Genomic DNA, 16573 nt, shown 5'->3' on the forward strand with positions numbered 1-16573 from the left:
CTCGTCATCGGATGAGGTCGATTGCTACGCCGAGGTCCACGTTCATCCATGCTCGATCGGCACTCAGCGCCGGCCACCCTTGCCGATGCGCCAGAGTGAGACAGGCTCGGTCGGAAAAGGAGAATTGGTGCCGCAGCGTGAGCGGCCGGAACGAAGCCGCCAGACGTGCCAGTTCCAGATCGAAGGAAATGACGAGGAGAGGCAGTCGTGCGAGTGCCTGCTCCGCCGGCACGCGTTCCCACCCGCGATCGGTGAGTTTGGCGATCACTTCTGAGACGTTCACGGTCAGGATGGCAGCGTCCTTCAACGCCGCTTCGACACGCTCCCCTCCGGCCTTCCCGAACATAAGCGCCAGGACGACGGAGCTGTCGAGAACCACCGTCATTGCCCACTCTGGTCTTCCCGTTGGGCCTCGGCACGTTGCTCGGCAATGAGCTCGTCGACAGGTGAGCCTTCTCCCTTGTCGTGGTGAGCCACGGGGGGCCGGACGCGTTCGAGGGCTGCCGCGGGCGAAAGAATGCGCAATTCTCCGTCGACGCCCTCAGCAGTGACAGCGCTCTCGCCGCGAAGAAGCATCGCAGCGCGCATTTCCGCCGGAACTGTGATGCGACCATCGCTTCCGACCGATAGCCGCATGCGGCCGACCGAGCCAAGCTGCTCAATTCCGGAGGGATGTTGGGCATCATAGGCCTTCTTCCAATAGGAATATTGGGTAGCAGCCGTATTGGGATTGCCACCTTCGGCCGTGTAGGACTCGATGACCCTCTTGCGGTCCGCGCGACGGCCCATCCGTTCGCTGAGGCTGTTTACGATCTCCCAGACACGGCCCGTCTTGGAGTTCGCGCGACCGGGCTGGATTGGATGGCCCTTTTCCGCATTCGACATGGACGGTCTCCATGGATGAATTCCGCCAGAATCTGTACGTAGTCGATATGGCCCTCAGGCCGTCTCCTTGAACAGCTCCCGGCCGATCAGCATGCGCCGGATCTCGCTCGTGCCGGCGCCGATCTCGTAGAGCTTGGCGTCGCGCAGGAGCCGGCCGGTCGGATATTCGTTGATATAGCCGTTGCCGCCAAGCGCCTGGATGGCCTGCAGCGCCATCTGGGTCGCGGCCTCGGCCGCGTAGAGAATGCAGCCGGCCGCATCCTTGCGGCTGACCTCGCCGCGGTCGCAGGCGGCGGCCACCGCATAGACATAGGCGCGGCAGGCATTGGTCGCGACATACATATCGGCGAGCTTGGCCTGCATCAGCTGGAACTCGCCGATCGCCTGGCCGAACTGCTCGCGCTCGTGGACATAGGGCACGACCACGTCGAGGCAGGCGGCCATGATGCCGAGCGGGCCGGCCGCCAGCACCACGCGTTCATAGTCGAGGCCGGACATCAGCACCTTCACCCCGCCGCCGGCCTCGCCGAGGACGTTGTCATAGGGCACCTCGCAGTCTTGGAAGACCAGCTCGCAGGTGTTGGAGCCGCGCATGCCAAGCTTGTCGAGCTTCTGTGCGGTGGAGAAACCCGCCATGTCCTTTTCGATCAGGAAGGCGGTGATGCCGCGCGGGCCGGCGTCCGGATCGGTCCTGGCGTAGACGACGAGGGTCGAGGCGTCCGGGCCGTTGGTGATCCACATCTTGGTGCCGTTGAGGACGAAGCGGTCGTTTCGCCGGTCCGCCCTCAGCTTCAGACCGACCACGTCCGACCCGGCTCCCGATTCCGACATGGCGAGCGAGCCGACATGCTCGCCGGAGATCAGCTTCGGCAGGTATTTCTGCTTCTGCGCCTCGGTGCCGTTGCGCCGGATCTGATTGACGCAGAGATTGGAATGCGCCCCGTAGCTGAGGCCGACCGAGGCTGACGCCCGCGATATTTCCTCGACCGCGACGCAATGGGCGAGATAGCCCATCCCGGCGCCGCCGAACTCCTCCTCGACGGTAATGCCGAGGAGGCCCAGCGCCCCCATCTCGGTCCACAGATCGTTCGGGAATTCGTTCGTCGCGTCGATCTCCGCGGCGCGCGGCGCGATCCGGTCCTGGGCGAAGCGGTGGACCGTCTCGCGCAGCGCCTCGATCTCCTCTCCGAGCGAGAAGCGCATCGTCTGGTGGAACACGTTCAACCCTCCCTGTCGCCGCCGGCCATCCGCCGCGGCCGCAACATCCGCCGACGGCGGCGGTCCGCCTAGCCTCAGCGGGGCGCCATCCGCAACGCGCCGTCGAGCCGGATGGTCTCGCCATTGAGCATCTCGTTGGCGATGATGTGAAGCGCGAGGCGCGCATATTCCTCCGGCCGGCCGAGACGCGGGGGAAACGGCACCGCTGCGCCGAGGCTCTCCTGCGCCGCCTCCGGCAGCCCCTTCAGCATCGCTGTCTCGAAGATCCCCGGCGCGATGGTGACGACGCGAATGCCGAATTGCGCAAATTCCCGCGCCGCCGGCAAGGTGAGCCCAACGACGCCGCCCTTCGATGCCGCATAGGCCGTCTGGCCGATCTGTCCGTCATAGGCGGCGACCGAAGCGGTGTTGATCGCAACGCCGCGCTCGCCCGTCTCCAGCGGATCGAGTTGGGAGGCAGCGGCCGCGAACAGACGCAACAGGTTGAACGTGCCGATCAGATTGACCTCGATCGCCTGCCGGAACTCGTCGAGCGGCATCGTGCCGGCCTTGTTCAACACCTTGCGGGCCGGGGCGACGCCCGCGCAGTTGATCAGGATGCGCGCAGCGCCATGGGCGTCGGCAGCCTTCTGCACCGCCGCCTCCGCGCTCTCTGCCGAAGCGACATCGCAGAAGAAGGCCGCGCCGCCGATCTCGGCAGCGATCTCTTCGACCGCGCCGACATTGCGATCGAGCAGCGCTACCTTGGCGCCGCCTGCCGCGAGCGCCCGCGCCGTCGCCGCCCCGAGCCCCGATCCACCGCCGGTCACCAGCGCTGCCATGCCTTCGATCTTCATCTCTTCTCTTCCTCCCGAACTGTCCTGCCGACTATTGCAGCCGTTCCACCGCGACGGCCGTCGCTTCGCCGCCGCCGATGCAGAGCGTCGCGATACCCCGCTTCAGGCCGTAAGTCTCCAGCGCCGCGACGAGTGTCACCAGTATGCGTGCGCCGGAAGCGCCGATCGGATGGCCGAGAGCGCAGGCCCCGCCATGGACGTTGACCTTGTCGTGCGGCAGGTCGAGCTCGCGCATCGCCGCCAGCGCGACCACGGCGAAGGCCTCGTTGATCTCGAACAGGTCGACATCGCCTGCCCGCCAGCCGGTCTTCTCGAACAGACGCTCCAGGGCGCCGACCGGCGCGGTGGTGAACCAGCCGGGCGCGCGCGCATGGCCGGCATGGCCGCGGATCACTGCAAGCGGAGCCAGCCCCCGCCTTTCCGCCTCCGACAGGCGCATCAGCACCAGCGCCGCGGCGCCGTCCGAAATCGAGGAGGAATTGGCCGCCGTCACCGTGCCGCCCGCCCGGAAGGCCGGCTTCAGCGCCGGGATCTTCTCCGGCTTCGCCCGGCCCGGCTGCTCGTCGACCGAGATCGCCGCCTCGCCCTCACCGACGGGAGTGATCTCTGCGGCAAAACGCCCGTCTGTGATCGCCTTCGTCGCACGGTCAAGCGAAGCAAGCGCGTAGTCATCCTGCATCTTGCGGGTAAACTGGTAATACTCCGCCGTATCCTCGGCAAAGCTGCCCATCAGCCGGCCCTTGTCATAGGCGTCTTCGAGGCCGTCGAGGAACATGTGGTCGAGCGTGCGGCCGTGGCCGAGACGATAGCCGGCGCGGGCCTTCTCCAGGAGATACGGCGCGTTGGTCATGCTCTCCATGCCACCGGCGACGACGATCTCGGCACTCTCCGCCGCGATCGCGTCATGGGCGAGCATGACCGCCTTCATGCCGGAGCCGCAGACCTTGGAAACGGTCGTCGCGGGCACCGATTGCGGCAGACCCGCGCCGATCGAGGCCTGGCGCGCCGGTGCCTGGCCTACGCCCGCCGAGAGGACGTTGCCCATCATCACCTCTGAGACATCCTCGGGCGCGATATGCGCACGCGCCACCGCCGCGGAAATCGCGGCGGCTCCGAGATCCGGCGCGGTCCTGTCGCGCAGCGCCCCCTGAAAGCCGCCCATCGGCGTTCGGGCGAGCGAGGCGATCACGATAGGGTCGGCGGCCACGTCTGATCCTCCCGATCGGCGTCAAGCACGCCATTGCGGTCAACCTAGCACGCCGGCCCGCGGGTGGAAGATGGCGGCCAGACCCACAAAGCCGCCCTGCCTATGCCGCTCCTCCCTTACCAGCTCGCGCCAGGACCCGCTTTGCCTGTTTCAGATGCGGCGCGTCGGCCATACGGCCGTTCACCTGAAGCGCGCCGGCCTCCGGATGCGCGGCGAAGGCGTCGACGATCGCCTGCGCCTCGGCAACCGCCGCCGCCGTCGGTGTGAAGGCGGCGTTGATCAACGCAACCTGCGCCGGATGGATCGCCATCATGCCCGAGAATCCGTCCCGGGCGGCGCGCTGCGCCGTCCCTTCGAGTCCCGCCATGTCCTTGATGTCCGGATGGACGGTTTCGATCGCCGCGACACCCGCCGCATGGGCGGCGAAGAGCGCGAGAGCGCGCACCATCCGATAGGGATCCGTCAGGCTGCCATCCGGCTCGCGGCTCGTCGCAGCGCCGATCGCCGCCGGCAGATCCTCCGCGCCCCAGGTGAGACCGCAGAGCCTCGCCGTCACGCCGCCATAGGAGCCGAGCTGGAACACCGCCGCAGGCGTCTCCGTCGCGATCGGCAGGATCACCGCCCGCTCCGCGCCCAGCAGCCGGTCGAGCGCGGCGAGCGAGGATGCGCCTTCCGCCTTGGGCAGGACGATGCCGTCCGCGCCTTTCGCTGCGGCAAGATCGGCGTCCACCATGGCGAGGTCGAGCGGGTTGATCCGAACGAAGACCGCCGGCCCTCCCGCCGCCGCACCTTTCTCGCCACTTCGCGCCTGCGCGGCCAGGAAGCTGGCCACCGCCTGCCTTGCTGCGTCCTTGCGGGCAGGCACGACGGCATCTTCCAGGTCGAGGATCACCGCGTCGGCGCCGCTCGTCATTGCCTTGTCGAATCGGTCCGGCCGATCGCCGGGGACGAAGAGCAGCGAGCGCAGCCTCATCGGGCGCTCCGCCGGATCAGCGCCGAGCGCAGGCACTGGCAGACGACTTCGTCCCTCTGATTGAGCAGCCTGTGCGAGAAGGTGACGATCCCCGCCTCCGGCCGCGACCGGCTCTCGCGCGTCTCTGCCACCTCCGTCTCGGCCCTCAGCGTATCGCCGATGAACACCGGCTTCGGCATGACGACCTTGTCGTAGCCGAGATTGGCGACGAGCGTGCCGAGCGTGGTGTCTCCGACGGAAAGGCCCACCATCAGCGCGAAGGTGAAGGTGCCGTTGACGAGGATCCGCCCGAATTCGCTTGCCTTCGCGGCCTCGGCGTCGAGATGCAGGGGCTGCGGATTGTGGGTCATGGTGGTGAAGAGGAGATTGTCGGTCTCCGTCACCGTCCGGCGTATGTCGTGGGCAATCCGATCCCCGACCGTCCACTCCTCGAAAAACCGTCCGGCCATCGCCTCCCCTTTCCTTTGCCGCGCGAGGCGACATCATAGCAGACGCCGAGAGGCTTCGGGCGCGCTGCCGACGGCGCAGCGGCGCCGGATAGCGGCGGGAGGTGGCATGGACGGTCGACTAAGTCTGCATGTGCCGGAACCGGAGGTGAGGCCGGGCGGTGCACCGGACTTCTCCGGCGTGAAGATCGCCCGGGCGGGAACCGTTCGGCGGCCGCCCGTCGATGTCGAACCGGCCGAGATCCGGGACATGGCCTATTCGATCATCCGCGTCCTCAACCGCGCCGGCGAGGCGGTCGGCGAATGGGCGGGAACGCTCTCAGACGCGGAACTCCTCGCCGGTCTGAAGACCATGATGCGCGTGCGCGCCTTCGACCGGCGCATGCTAATGGCACAGCGCCAGGGCAAGACCAGCTTCTACATGCAGTGCCTGGGCGAGGAGGCGATCGCCTGCGCTTTCCGCAAGGTGCTGCGCCCCGGCGACATGAACTTCCCCACCTATCGCCAGCAGGGCCTGCTGATTGCCGACGACTATCCGCTGGTCGACATGATGTGCCAGATCTACTCCAACCGCCGCGACCCGCTGAAGGGCCGGCAGTTGCCGATCATGTATTCGTCGAAAGAGCACGGCTTCTTCTCTATCTCCGGCAATCTCGCGACCCAGTTCGTCCAAGCCGTCGGCTGGGCGATGGCCTCGGCGATCAAGGGCGACGACAAGATCGCCGCCGCCTGGATCGGCGACGGGTCCACCGCCGAGAGCGACTTCCACTCCGGCCTCGTCTTCGCCTCGACCTACAAGGCGCCGATCGTCCTCAACATCGTCAACAATCAATGGGCGATCTCGACCTTCCAGGGCATCGCCCGCGGCGGCTCCGGCACCTTCGCCGCGCGCGGCCTCGGCTTCGGCATCCCCTCGCTCCGCGTCGACGGCAACGATTATCTGGCGGTCCATGCGGTGGCGAAATGGGCCGAGGAGCGCGCACGGCGAAACCTCGGACCGACGCTGATCGAATGGGTTACCTACCGGGCCGCTGCCCATTCCACCTCCGACGATCCCTCCGCCTATCGCCCGAAGGAGGAGAGCGACGCCTGGCCGCTCGGCGATCCGGTAAAGCGGCTGAAGAACCATCTGATCCTGCGCGAGGCCTGGAGCGAGGAGCGCCACGTGCAGGCGGAAGCCGAGATCGACGCCGAAATCCTCGCCGCGCAGAAGGAGGCCGAAAGCCACGGCACGCTGCATACCGGACCGAAGCCGTCGGTCCGCGACATGTTCGAGGATGTCTATGAGGAAATGCCCACGCATCTGAGGCGGCAGCGGCAGGAGGCGGGGTATTGAGCGCTGTCGACATGGATTTGCGTCTGGCCAGCTCCCTCTGTCCTGCCGTAGGGCACGAAGCGTCCAGAATCGGCCGCCCATGCACAAGGATCACCCCATGCCTCGGATGACGATGATCGAGGCGATCCGCGACGCGCATGCGGTCAAGATGGCCGAGGACGACAATGTCGTCGTCTTCGGCGAAGATGTCGGCTATTTCGGCGGCGTCTTCCGCTGCACGGCGGGCCTGCAGGAAAGGTTCGGCAAGAGCCGCTGCTTCGACGCGCCGATCAACGAGAGCGGCATCGTCGGAACGGCGATCGGCATGGCCGCTTACGGCCTCAGGCCGGTGGTCGAGATCCAGTTCGCCGACTACGTCTATCCCGCCTATGACCAGATCGTCTCGGAGGCCGCGCGGCTGCGCTACCGGTCCGCCGGCGACTTCACCTGCCCGCTCGTCGTGCGCATGCCCACCGGCGGCGGCATCTTCGGCGGGCAGACGCATTCGCAGTCGCCGGAAGCGCTCTTCACCCACGTCTCCGGCCTGAAGACCGTCGTTCCGTCCAACCCCTATGATGCCAAGGGCCTGCTCGTCGCGGCAATCGAAGACAATGATCCGGTGATCTTCCTAGAGCCCAAGCGCCTCTATAACGGCCCCTTCGACGGCGACCACGACAAGCCGGTCACGCCCTGGTCGAAGCATGCCCTCGGCGAGGTGCCGGAAGGCCGCTATACCGTTCCCCTCGGCAAGGGCATCGTGCGCCGCGAGGGAGCGGCCGTAACCGTGATCGCCTACGGGACGATGGTGCATGTCGCCGAAGCGGCGGCAGAGACAATCGGCGTCGACGCGGAGATCCTCGACCTTCGCACGCTGATGCCGCTCGACCTCGACCTGATCGTGGCCTCGGTGAAGAAGACCGGCCGCTGCGTCGTCGTCCACGAGGCGACGCTGACCTCCGGCTTCGGTGCCGAGCTCGTTGCGGTTGTCGCCGATGCCTGCTTCTATCATCTCGAAGCTCCGATCCTGAGGGTGGCCGGCTGGGACACGCCCTATCCGCACGCCCAGGAGTGGGACTATTTTCCGGGCCAGGCCCGCATCGGCGGCGCGCTGAAACGGGTGATGGAAGGCTGAGGATGGGCACCTTCACCATCAAGCTCCCCGATGTCGGAGAAGGCGTCGCAGAGGCCGAACTCGTCGAATGGCACGTCCAGGTGGGCGATCCGGTGAAGGAGGACATGATCCTCGCCGCCGTGATGACCGACAAGGCGACGGTCGACATTCCCTCTCCCGTCGACGGAACAATCAAATGGCTCGGCGGCGAAATCGGCGAGACGCTGGCCGTCGGCTCGCCCCTCGTCCGGCTCGACGTCGACGGCCCGGGCGGCAGCAACGAGCCGGAAGAGAACGCGGACGACGGCGCGGCCCGGTCTACCAGCAGCGGGCCGGCTGCCGCAGAGACTGCGGATCAGGCCGCATCGAGCGATGCCCCGCCTGAATTCGCCAGGAGCCGCGACGGCGGCACACCTCCCTCCGAGCGGCCGACGGCCGGGGCCGGCCACGGGTCTCGGCCGACCTCCGATACCCCCTCACGGGGTGAGGTCAGGCCTTACGCAAAGGTGGAGCCGCCCCTTCACGTGGCCCGGAAGCCGGGTGAAAAGCCCCTCGCCTCGCCTGCGGTGCGCCGCCGGGCGATGGAGGCGGGCGTCGATCTGCGCCGGGTGCCGGGCTCGGGACCGGCGGGCCGGATCGGGCATGACGATCTCGACGCGTATCTCGAGGGCGGCGCCGAACCCGCGACCGGCGGGCGGCTCGCGGCGGAGACGTCTGTCACCGGAGTGAAGATCGTCGGCCTCAGGCGCCGCATCGCCGAGAAGATGGCGCTCGCGCGCGACCGCATCGTCCCGATCACCTATGTCGAGGAGATCGACTGCCAGGCGCTCGAAGAGCTGCGCGCAGCGCTGAACCGGGACCGCCGCGACCGTCAAGGCGGCGAGCGCCCGAAGCTCACCCTCCTGCCATTCCTCATGCGGGCCATGGTGATCGCCATCCGCGACCAGCCGCAGATGAACGCCCTCTACGACGACGAGGCGAATGTTCTCTCCATGCATGGCGGCGTCCATATCGGCATCGCGGCGCAGACCGGTTCCGGCCTCGTCGTTCCTGTCGCGCGACATTGCGAGGCCCGCGACATCTGGGCTTGCGCGGCCGAGGTGACCCGCCTGTCGGAGGCCGCGAAGGCCGGGACCGCCAAGCGGGAGGATCTCACCGGCTCGACCATCACCATCACCTCGCTCGGCGCCCTCGGCGGGATCGCGACGACGCCGGTGATCAACCATCCGGAGGTCGCCATCATCGGGGTCAACAAGATGGAGGTGCGCCCGGTCTGGAACGGCGATCGATTCGTGCCGCGCAAGCGGATGAACCTCTCCTCCAGCTTCGACCACCGGGTGATCGACGGCTTCGACGCGGCGGTCTTCGTCCAGCGCATCAAGGCGCTCCTGGAGACGCCCGCTCTGATCTTCGCGGAAGGCTGAGGCGCAAGACATGGCCGACATCTCCTGCCAGCTTCTCGTCATCGGCGCCGGGCCCGGCGGCTATGTCTGCGCGATCCGGGCCGGCCAGCTCGGCCTCGACACCGTTATCGTCGACGACCGCAAGCCCGGCGGCACCTGCCTCAATATCGGCTGCATCCCCTCGAAGGCTTTGATCCACGCCGCCGACGAATATTTCGCGATGCGCGAGGCGGCCGCGCGGCGCGCGATTCCCGGGCTCACCGCCGGCGAGCCGGATCTCGATTGGAGTGCCGTGGTCGGCTGGAAGGACGGCATCGTCAACCGGCTGAACAACGGCGTCACCTCTCTCCTGAAGAAGGCGCGGGTGAAGCTCGTCGACGGTCGTGCGCAGTTCCTCGACGGCAAGACCGTCCTCGTGACCAGCGAGACCGGGACCCAGCGCATCACCGCGCGCAACATCGTCATCGCCACCGGGTCGGAGCCCGTCGAACTTCCCGCGCTGCCCTTCGGCGGCAAGGTGATCTCATCCGAGGGTGCCCTCTCCCTCACGGCGCCGCCGAAGCGTCTTGCCGTTGTCGGTGGCGGCTATATCGGCGTCGAGCTCGGGACCGCATTCGCGAAGGCGGGTTCGCAGGTCACAATCGTCGAGGCGGCCGAGGAGATATTGCCGCTCTACGATGGCGACCTCGTGAAGCCGGTCCGCGCGCGCCTTGCCGAACTCGGGGTCGAAGTCCTGACGGGGGCGAAGGCGCACGGGCTCGCCGGCGAAGGCGGCGACCTGTTGGTCGAGGCGACCGAAGGCGGCGAACGGCGAATTTCGGCCGACCATGTCCTCGTCACCGTCGGCCGGCGTCCGCTCACCGAGGGCTGGGGACGGGAGGAACTCGTCCTCGACATGGACGGCCAGTTCCTGCGCGTCGACGACACCTGCGCGACCGCGATGCGCGGCGTCTACGCCATCGGCGACGTCACCGGCGAGCCGATGCTGGCGCACCGCGCGATGGCTCAGGGCGAGATGGTTGCCGAGATCGTCGCGGGCAAGCGACGCCGCTTCGACCCGCGAGCAATTCCGGCGATCTGCTTCACCGACCCCGAGATCGTCTCGGTCGGCCTGTCCCCTGCGTCGGCGAAGGCCGTCGGCATCGACATTGTCACCGGCCGTTTTCCGTTCCAGGCGAACGGCCGGGCGATGACGCTCGGCCGCGACGACGGATTCGTGCGGGTAGTCGCGCGGGCCGGGGATCATCTCGTCCTCGGCGTCCAGGCCGTCGGGGCCGGCATTGCCGAACTGTCGGCAGCCTTCACGCTGGCGATCGAGATGGGCGCATGTCTGGAAGACGTCGCCGGGACGATCCATGCCCACCCGACGCAAGGTGAAGCCTTCCTCGAAGCGGCCATGCTCGGCCTCGGTCAGGGCCTGCATCTCTGACGCTCCGTCGACAGGGCCCGTCCTAGCGCATCGGGCGACAAATCGGCATCGCTCGATGCTCTCGATCTCCTTGGTGGCGCGCCGGGTGGCCGAAAAACCGGTTTCCACTTTTTCGCCCGGCGCTCTAGCGACCGACCGGCCTCCGATGCCGATCCGGTGGCCATTTCTTCGATCGAAATGATTGTCGCGTCTGCCCTCACGGCACTTAAGGGCGCGGCTCATGCGGGAGCGATGCCGCAAATTCTCCGAAATGACGCGATGCGTGGGATTTTCCCGAGCCAATTAATATTTCGAAGACCAGGCTGAAGTAACAAGAAGGAAGTATCCAGCGGCCCGGGCAATGGTATGTCATCGATATCATCAAGAAGACAGATATTACTGTCCCTGTTGGGTTCGTGCATGCTGTTGTCGATGCCGCGCGATTGGTCTCCCGCGTTTGCCGACGAAACACCGGTCCTGACGGTCCACAGAGGTCACCAGGAGATCCGCGCCTTCACGCTCGGCGACCTTGAGGTCTTTCCGCAAGCGACGATCACGACGGGGACGCCCTGGCACCAACGCGTGGAAACATTCAGCGGCGTCGCCCTCGATGATTTCCTGGCAAGCCTCGGACAGCCTGCGAGCCGGCTCCGCCTCCTGGCGCTGAACGACTATCTCGTCGATGCCGACATCTCCGACCTCGCCGGCACCGGGGCGATCCTGGCGATCCGCGAGAACGGCGCGCTGATGCCCGTCTCCGACAAGGGACCGGTCTTCCTGATGTTCCCGTTCGACAGCGACGTCCGTCTGCGGCACCAAAGTTATTACAGTCGAGCGGTTTGGCAGCTATGTCGCATCGAACTTTCCTGAAGCGGCTGCGAGCGGCGACACGTCTGGGGCGAACCAAGCTGGTGCCGCTCCTTGCCGTCGTGACGGCGCTTCTCGCGGTTACCGCAGTGGCCTTCTCGGTCCTCGCCCTGCGCTTCCAGAACGACGTGATCGAGGCGTCCCGCTACAATAGGACCTTCGACCTTTCCCAGGCACAGGCCGAGGCTTTGCGCCTGCAACTAGCTGTCGCCAGCCAGTTCGTTCCCCACGCACCCGGCAGCGCATCCGACGTGGCGCTGCGCTACGCGATCATGAAGACACGGGTCTCGGTCCTGCACGGGCCAGGACACTATGTGCATGACGTCGTCGGGACGCATGGCAAGGAGATCGCAGCCCTCGGTCAGGCGGTCGCATCGATCGAACCGCTCATCGCCGAGGCCGACAAGCCGGACGCCGCTGCGAAGATCCTTTCGGTCTTGGCGCCCCTGAACAGCGATCTTGCGCGCTTGGCCTCCCTCTCCAACGCGATCGCCGGAGACGTGGTGGCGAGGAACCAGGAGGACCTCATCAGGGTCTTCGACGCGATCTGCGTCGTCATCGTCGGCCTCGTCCTCTTCGGTCTCGCCCTCCTGGCCCTCATGAACCAGCAGACCCGCAAACTCGACCTCGCGGCCAAGCGTGACTGGCTGACCGGACTGCCTAACCGCACTGCCCTCCACGCGATGGCCGAAAGGCTCGATCCGGACCAGGATCATGCCCTGATCTTTCTCGACCTCGACAACTTCAAGGACGTCAACGACGGCCACGGACATTCCGGCGGCGACCATATTCTGCGCGAGACCTGCAATCGGTTGCGGGAAGCCGCCGGCAAGGAAGCCTTCGTGGCGCGACTGGGCGGAGACGAGTTCGCCATTCTCATCAGTGGGGAAAATGCCGAAGCGCGCGCTCGGGACTGTGCGGCGCGCCTGTCGTCGTCCTTGTGCTCCCCGATCTGCCTCGACGGCGGGCAGGTCGTGGTCAGCGTCAGTCTCGGCGTCGCCCTCCACCGACAGGGACAGGCATTCGACCTGCCGAGCCTGCTGAAGGATGCCGACGTCGCACTCTATGCGGCTAAGGGCGCCGGCCGCTCGCAGCATGTCATCCTCACGCCCGATCTGCGCAAGGTCTCAGACTTCCGCCGACAGCTCCAGCACGACCTGCCGCTCGCCCTGGTCAACGAAGAGTTCCATCTGGTCTTTCAGCCCATTGTCGATCTGACGAACGGGCGCGCGCGCGGTTTCGAGGCACTCCTGCGCTGGGAGCATCCGCGCCTCGGCGGAATCTCACCGCAGGCGTTCATCCCGCTTGCCGAGGAGACCGGGGATATCGTCGCATTGGGGCGCTGGGTGATCGAGGAGGGCTGCCGCGTCGCGCACAATTGGCCGCAGGACATATTCCTGTCGCTCAACGTCTCGGCTGTTCAGTTCGCGGACCCGGAGCTTTCGCGTTGCGTCGCCGCCTCTCTCAAGCGCTGGGACATCCCTCCGCACCGTCTGACGCTCGAGATCACCGAAAGTGTGCTGGTGCGCAACGACGACGCCCAGCGGATCCTCGAGGATCTGCGTCAACTCGGCGTGCGGGTCTCGCTCGACGACTTCGGCACAGGCTATGCCTCCATGGGCTATCTGCGCCAGTACAGCTTCGAGAAGATCAAGATCGACAAGTCCTTCGTCAACGACATGGCGGTCGGCAACAACAGCTTCGCGATCGTCTCGGCGATCTGTTCGCTCGCCGTCAATCTTTCGGCCGAGGTCGTCGCGGAGGGAATCGAGACCGCCGAACATCTCGATCTCGCCTGCGCCAGCGGCTGCTCACTCGGGCAAGGCTATCTGTTCGCCCGGCCGATGCAGGAACGGGACGTCCTGCCATTCCTCAAGACCAATGCCGGCCCGGCCGAGATCGCCGAAGCCCGCGTCCGCCGTGTCGCCAGGGAGAGCCTTTCCCGGACGGCCGTCAGCCTCGCCGGCGGAACCTGATCTCGAAGAGGGAGGCGGCCGTCTTCGCGTCCGCCTCTCATGGTCCCACGATCTCGAAGGAACACCGGTTTCCGGACAATCCGATGCGGCAACGAAGAGATCGCCGGAGAAGCGATTTCAGTTACCGCCCGAGGACGCTCTAGCGGAACATCAGCACCGGTCGGCGGCAGCCGCGCACGATCTCGGCTGTGGTCGAGCCGATCAGGAAGCTGCGGATCCGCGAGTGGCCGTAGGCACCCATGACCAGAAGATCGACATCGTCGCGCTCCCCCTCGGCCGCGATGACGTTATCGGGTTCGCCGACGAGGATCCGGCTGGTCACCTCGTAACCGGCCTCGCCGAGCCGGGATTCTGCTGTCTGAAACGCCTTGTCCTGCCCGGCTTGAGACGCCTTGTCGGAGACCGTGAGGAGTTCGCAGGCCGCATCCTTGAGCAGCGGGCTCGCCGCAAGATAATCGATTGCCTTCAACGCGCTCGGGCCCCCGTCGAAGGCGACGATAAAGCGGTGGATCGGCCGGAAGGCGCGGGCCGTGACCAGCACCGGACGGTTCGCACCGCGCAAAACGCGTTCGAGGTTCGAGCCGAGATGGAGCTTGGCGAAATCGGCTGCTTCGCCGCGCTTGCCGATGATCGTCAGGTCGGCCGCCTCTTCCCGCTCGGCGATCGTCTCGACGAGATCGCCGAAGCGCATCTCCTCGTCGACGGTCTCGACACCGGCCTCGCGCATCCGCGCTGCCGCCTCGCCAAGGATCAGTCGTCCGCGCCGGCGCGCGAGCTTCGCCTTCTGCTCGTCGAGATCGGCGAGTTCCTTCAGAAGCTGCTCACGCTCGCCGAAGTCGAGACTGCCGGAAAAGTCCGCCGGCACGGAAGCGATGTCGCGCCGGCCGATGACATGCAGCAGTTCGACCGAGGCTCCGAGGCGGCGCGCCGCCCAGGCGGCGTTGTCGCAGACGCTCGGCGTATAGTGCGAGCCGTCGACGAGTGCGAGCAACGATGTCATGGCTTCGGTTCTCCCTGGGGCGACGGGCGCCGCTTTCTTGCTTGTTCCCGGATGCGAGCCAACGTCTGATGCGCCGACGTCAGGAGACTTTCGCAAAGCCCCGGCCGCCGCAAGACCGTGCCGCGGTCAGTGTCCGGGCAATTCGTCCAGCGCGCCCGGCTTGTCGGCGACGCCCAGCCGGTCGACCAGGGTGCGGCTCGCCTCATTCATGCCGAGGACCTCGACCTCCGTGCCTTCGCGGCGGAACTTGATGACGGCGCGGTCGAGAGCGCCGACCCCGGACAGATCCCAGATATGGGCACGGCTGACGTCGATCGTCACCTTGTCCACCGCCTCGCGGAAGTCAAAGGCTTTGGCGAACGTCTCGACCGAGGCGAAGAACACCTGGCCGAGAACGCGATAGGTGCGATGCGTCCGGTCGGCCGAGAGGTCGGTTTCGATGGCGAAGAGCTGCGCCACCTTGGACGCGAAGAAGATGCCGGAGAGGAGCACGCCGAACAGGACGCCGATCGCCAGATTGTGGGTCGCCACCACGGTCGCGACCGTCGCCAGCATGACGGCCGAGGAGCGGCGCGGATGTGTCCTGAGATTGATGATCGATTCCCAGGAGAACGTGCCGATCGAGACCATGATCATGATCGCGACGAGCGCGGCCATGGGAATGATGGCAACGAGGTCGCCGAGGACGACGATCAGGAAGAGCAGCGTCACGCCTGCGAAGGCGCAGGAGAGCCGGCCGCGGCCGCCGGATTTGATGTTGATCACCGTCTGGCCGATCATCGCGCAGCCGGCCATGCCGCCGAAGAAGCCGGTCACGGCATTGGCGACGCCCTGGCCGATGCATTCGCGGTTCTTGTCGGAGCCGGTGTCGGTCAGATCGTCGACCACCTGCGCCGTCATCAGCGATTCGAGCAGCCCGACCACCGCGATCCCCGCCGAATAGGGCAGGATGATCAACAGCGTCTCCAGCGTAAACGGCACGTCCGGCACGAGGAAGCTCGGCAGGGTCGAGGGCAGTTCCCCCATATCTCCGACGGTCCGCAGGTCGAAGCCGAAGCCGACCGACAAGGCCGTCAAGACGATGATGGTGACGAGCGGCGACGGAACCGCTGTCGTCAGCCGCGGCAGGAGATAGATGATCGCGAGACCCAGCGCGACCATTGCATAGGTCAGCGGCGGGACGTTCACGAGCTCCGGGATCTGCGCCATGAAGATCAGGATCGCCAGCGCGTTGACGAAGCCCGTCATAACCGAGCGGGAGACGAAGCGCATCGCGTCGCCGAGCTTCAGCGCCCCGGCGAGGAGCTGCAGGAGGCCGGCGAGAATGGTGGCGGCGAAGAGATATTGCAGGCCATGCTCGGCGACGAGGGTGACCATCAACACCGCCGTCGCGGCGGTCGCGGCCGAGATCATGCCCGGGCGGCCGCCGAAGATCGCAGTGAGGACCGCGATGGAGAAGGAGGCGTAGAGGCCGACCTTCGGATCGACGCCTGCAATGATCGAAAAGGCGATCGCCTCGGGTATCAGCGCCAGAGCGACAACGAGGCCGGACAGGAGATCGCTGCGAATATTGCCGAGCCAATCGGCCTTCAAGGTGCGAGTCGAGATCATCGGCTCCAGAACACATTGCTGCGCCGCCCGCCGGCCCAGCCGGCGAAGAAGAGCGGATCGCGATGTCCGCCAAGGGCGACGTCAGATTGGCCGGGGGATGGGCGCCCGGCATAGCCACCCGCCGGAGCGGGTCCTTGTTGCATCGCACTCATGGCCGATTGCGGCTGCCAAGGCAACCCGCCCGGCGGGAAGACTTAGGGTGCGGGCCATCGTGCTAGCGCGGGAATCCCTATCCCCAGAACGCCGAAGCCCGCCGGCTCTGTCGCAGGCGCCTCAGAGAGGACGTCGCTTCAGAAAGGGCGGGCAGGCAGACTATG

15 protein-coding genes and 1 other annotated feature are annotated in these 16573 nt (G+C 66.7%); of the genes, 6 read left to right on the forward strand and 9 right to left on the reverse strand.

Annotated features, from left to right (window positions below; translation table 11 throughout):
• Nucleotides 1-4: 4 nt before the first annotated feature.
• From LH400_RS09040 to LH400_RS09070, 7 genes are all read right to left on the reverse strand, one after another.
• Nucleotides 5-385 (reverse strand): type II toxin-antitoxin system VapC family toxin, encoded by a 381-nt coding sequence (locus LH400_RS09040; RefSeq protein ID WP_229152345.1) that lies wholly within the window; start codon nt 383-385, stop codon nt 5-7.
• Nucleotides 382-885 (reverse strand): hypothetical protein, encoded by a 504-nt coding sequence (locus tag LH400_RS09045; RefSeq protein ID WP_229152346.1) that lies wholly within the window; start codon nt 883-885, stop codon nt 382-384. The genes LH400_RS09040 and LH400_RS09045 overlap by 4 nt, the downstream gene beginning before the upstream one ends.
• 54 nt (nt 886-939) lie before the next feature.
• On the reverse strand, nt 940-2088 hold the full coding sequence (locus LH400_RS09050; protein WP_255616960.1) for an isovaleryl-CoA dehydrogenase: 1149 nt from the start codon (nt 2086-2088) through the stop codon (nt 940-942).
• 89 nt (nt 2089-2177) lie between these two features.
• Nucleotides 2178-2939: an SDR family NAD(P)-dependent oxidoreductase gene (locus LH400_RS09055; protein WP_229152348.1), complete on the reverse strand. Its 762-nt coding sequence runs from the start codon at nt 2937-2939 to the stop codon at nt 2178-2180.
• Between the two features lie 31 nt (nt 2940-2970).
• The gene (locus LH400_RS09060) at nt 2971-4146 is read right to left on the reverse strand and encodes an acetyl-CoA C-acyltransferase (RefSeq protein ID WP_370638361.1); all 1176 of its coding nucleotides are present in this window, start codon (nt 4144-4146) and stop codon (nt 2971-2973) included.
• 100 nt (nt 4147-4246) lie between these two features.
• Nucleotides 4247-5119: an HpcH/HpaI aldolase/citrate lyase family protein gene (locus LH400_RS09065; RefSeq protein ID WP_229152349.1), complete on the reverse strand. Its 873-nt coding sequence runs from the start codon at nt 5117-5119 to the stop codon at nt 4247-4249.
• Complete coding sequence (locus LH400_RS09070; protein WP_229152350.1) at nt 5116-5568, reverse strand: MaoC family dehydratase; 453 nt, start codon at nt 5566-5568, stop codon at nt 5116-5118. Before LH400_RS09070 ends, LH400_RS09065 begins: the two co-directional genes overlap by 4 nt.
• Nucleotides 5569-5674: 106 nt before the next feature.
• Between LH400_RS09070 and LH400_RS09075 the strand changes: the two genes are divergently transcribed.
• The 6 genes from LH400_RS09075 to LH400_RS09100 all read left to right on the forward strand — a co-directional run bounded on the left by LH400_RS09075 (nt 5675) and on the right by LH400_RS09100 (nt 13645).
• Nucleotides 5675-6901, forward strand: coding sequence for a 3-methyl-2-oxobutanoate dehydrogenase (2-methylpropanoyl-transferring) subunit alpha (locus tag LH400_RS09075; protein WP_229152351.1), 1227 nt, complete (start codon nt 5675-5677; stop codon nt 6899-6901).
• A gap of 97 nt (nt 6902-6998) precedes the next feature.
• Nucleotides 6999-8012: an alpha-ketoacid dehydrogenase subunit beta gene (locus LH400_RS09080; RefSeq protein ID WP_229152352.1), complete on the forward strand. Its 1014-nt coding sequence runs from the start codon at nt 6999-7001 to the stop codon at nt 8010-8012.
• Nucleotides 8013-8014: 2 nt separating this feature from the next.
• Nucleotides 8015-9415, forward strand: coding sequence for a dihydrolipoamide acetyltransferase family protein (locus LH400_RS09085; protein WP_229152353.1), 1401 nt, complete (start codon nt 8015-8017; stop codon nt 9413-9415).
• A gap of 10 nt (nt 9416-9425) precedes the next feature.
• Nucleotides 9426-10823, forward strand: a complete 1398-nt coding sequence (lpdA, locus tag LH400_RS09090) for a dihydrolipoyl dehydrogenase (RefSeq protein ID WP_229152354.1) — start codon at nt 9426-9428, stop codon at nt 10821-10823.
• A gap of 411 nt (nt 10824-11234) precedes the next feature.
• Nucleotides 11235-11672 carry a putative pterin-binding protein gene (locus LH400_RS09095; RefSeq protein ID WP_229152355.1) on the forward strand — a complete coding sequence of 146 codons (438 nt, stop codon included), beginning with the start codon at nt 11235-11237 and terminating at the stop codon, nt 11670-11672.
• Nucleotides 11651-13645: a putative bifunctional diguanylate cyclase/phosphodiesterase gene (locus LH400_RS09100; RefSeq protein WP_229152356.1), complete on the forward strand. Its 1995-nt coding sequence runs from the start codon at nt 11651-11653 to the stop codon at nt 13643-13645. The genes LH400_RS09095 and LH400_RS09100 overlap by 22 nt, the downstream gene beginning before the upstream one ends.
• Before the next feature lie 139 nt (nt 13646-13784).
• Here LH400_RS09100 and LH400_RS09105 read toward each other — a convergent pair whose 3' ends face one another.
• On the reverse strand, nt 13785-14645 hold the full coding sequence (locus LH400_RS09105; protein ID WP_229152357.1) for a universal stress protein: 861 nt from the start codon (nt 14643-14645) through the stop codon (nt 13785-13787).
• Nucleotides 14646-14771: 126 nt separating this feature from the next.
• A complete protein-coding gene (locus LH400_RS09110) occupies nt 14772-16256 on the reverse strand; it encodes a SulP family inorganic anion transporter (RefSeq protein WP_229152358.1) in 1485 nt (494 codons plus the stop codon).
• Nucleotides 16257-16340: 84 nt separating this feature from the next.
• Nucleotides 16341-16393, reverse strand: a sequence feature (sul1 is cis-regulatory element that is thought to sense ions involved in sulfur or methionine metabolism; They are found in Alphaproteobacteria).
• Nucleotides 16394-16573: the final 180 nt, after the last annotated feature.

The sequence above is a fragment of the Jiella soli genome, from assembly GCF_020615385.1.
In the GTDB taxonomy this organism is placed as follows: Bacteria; Pseudomonadota; Alphaproteobacteria; order Rhizobiales; family Rhizobiaceae; genus VKMB-3413.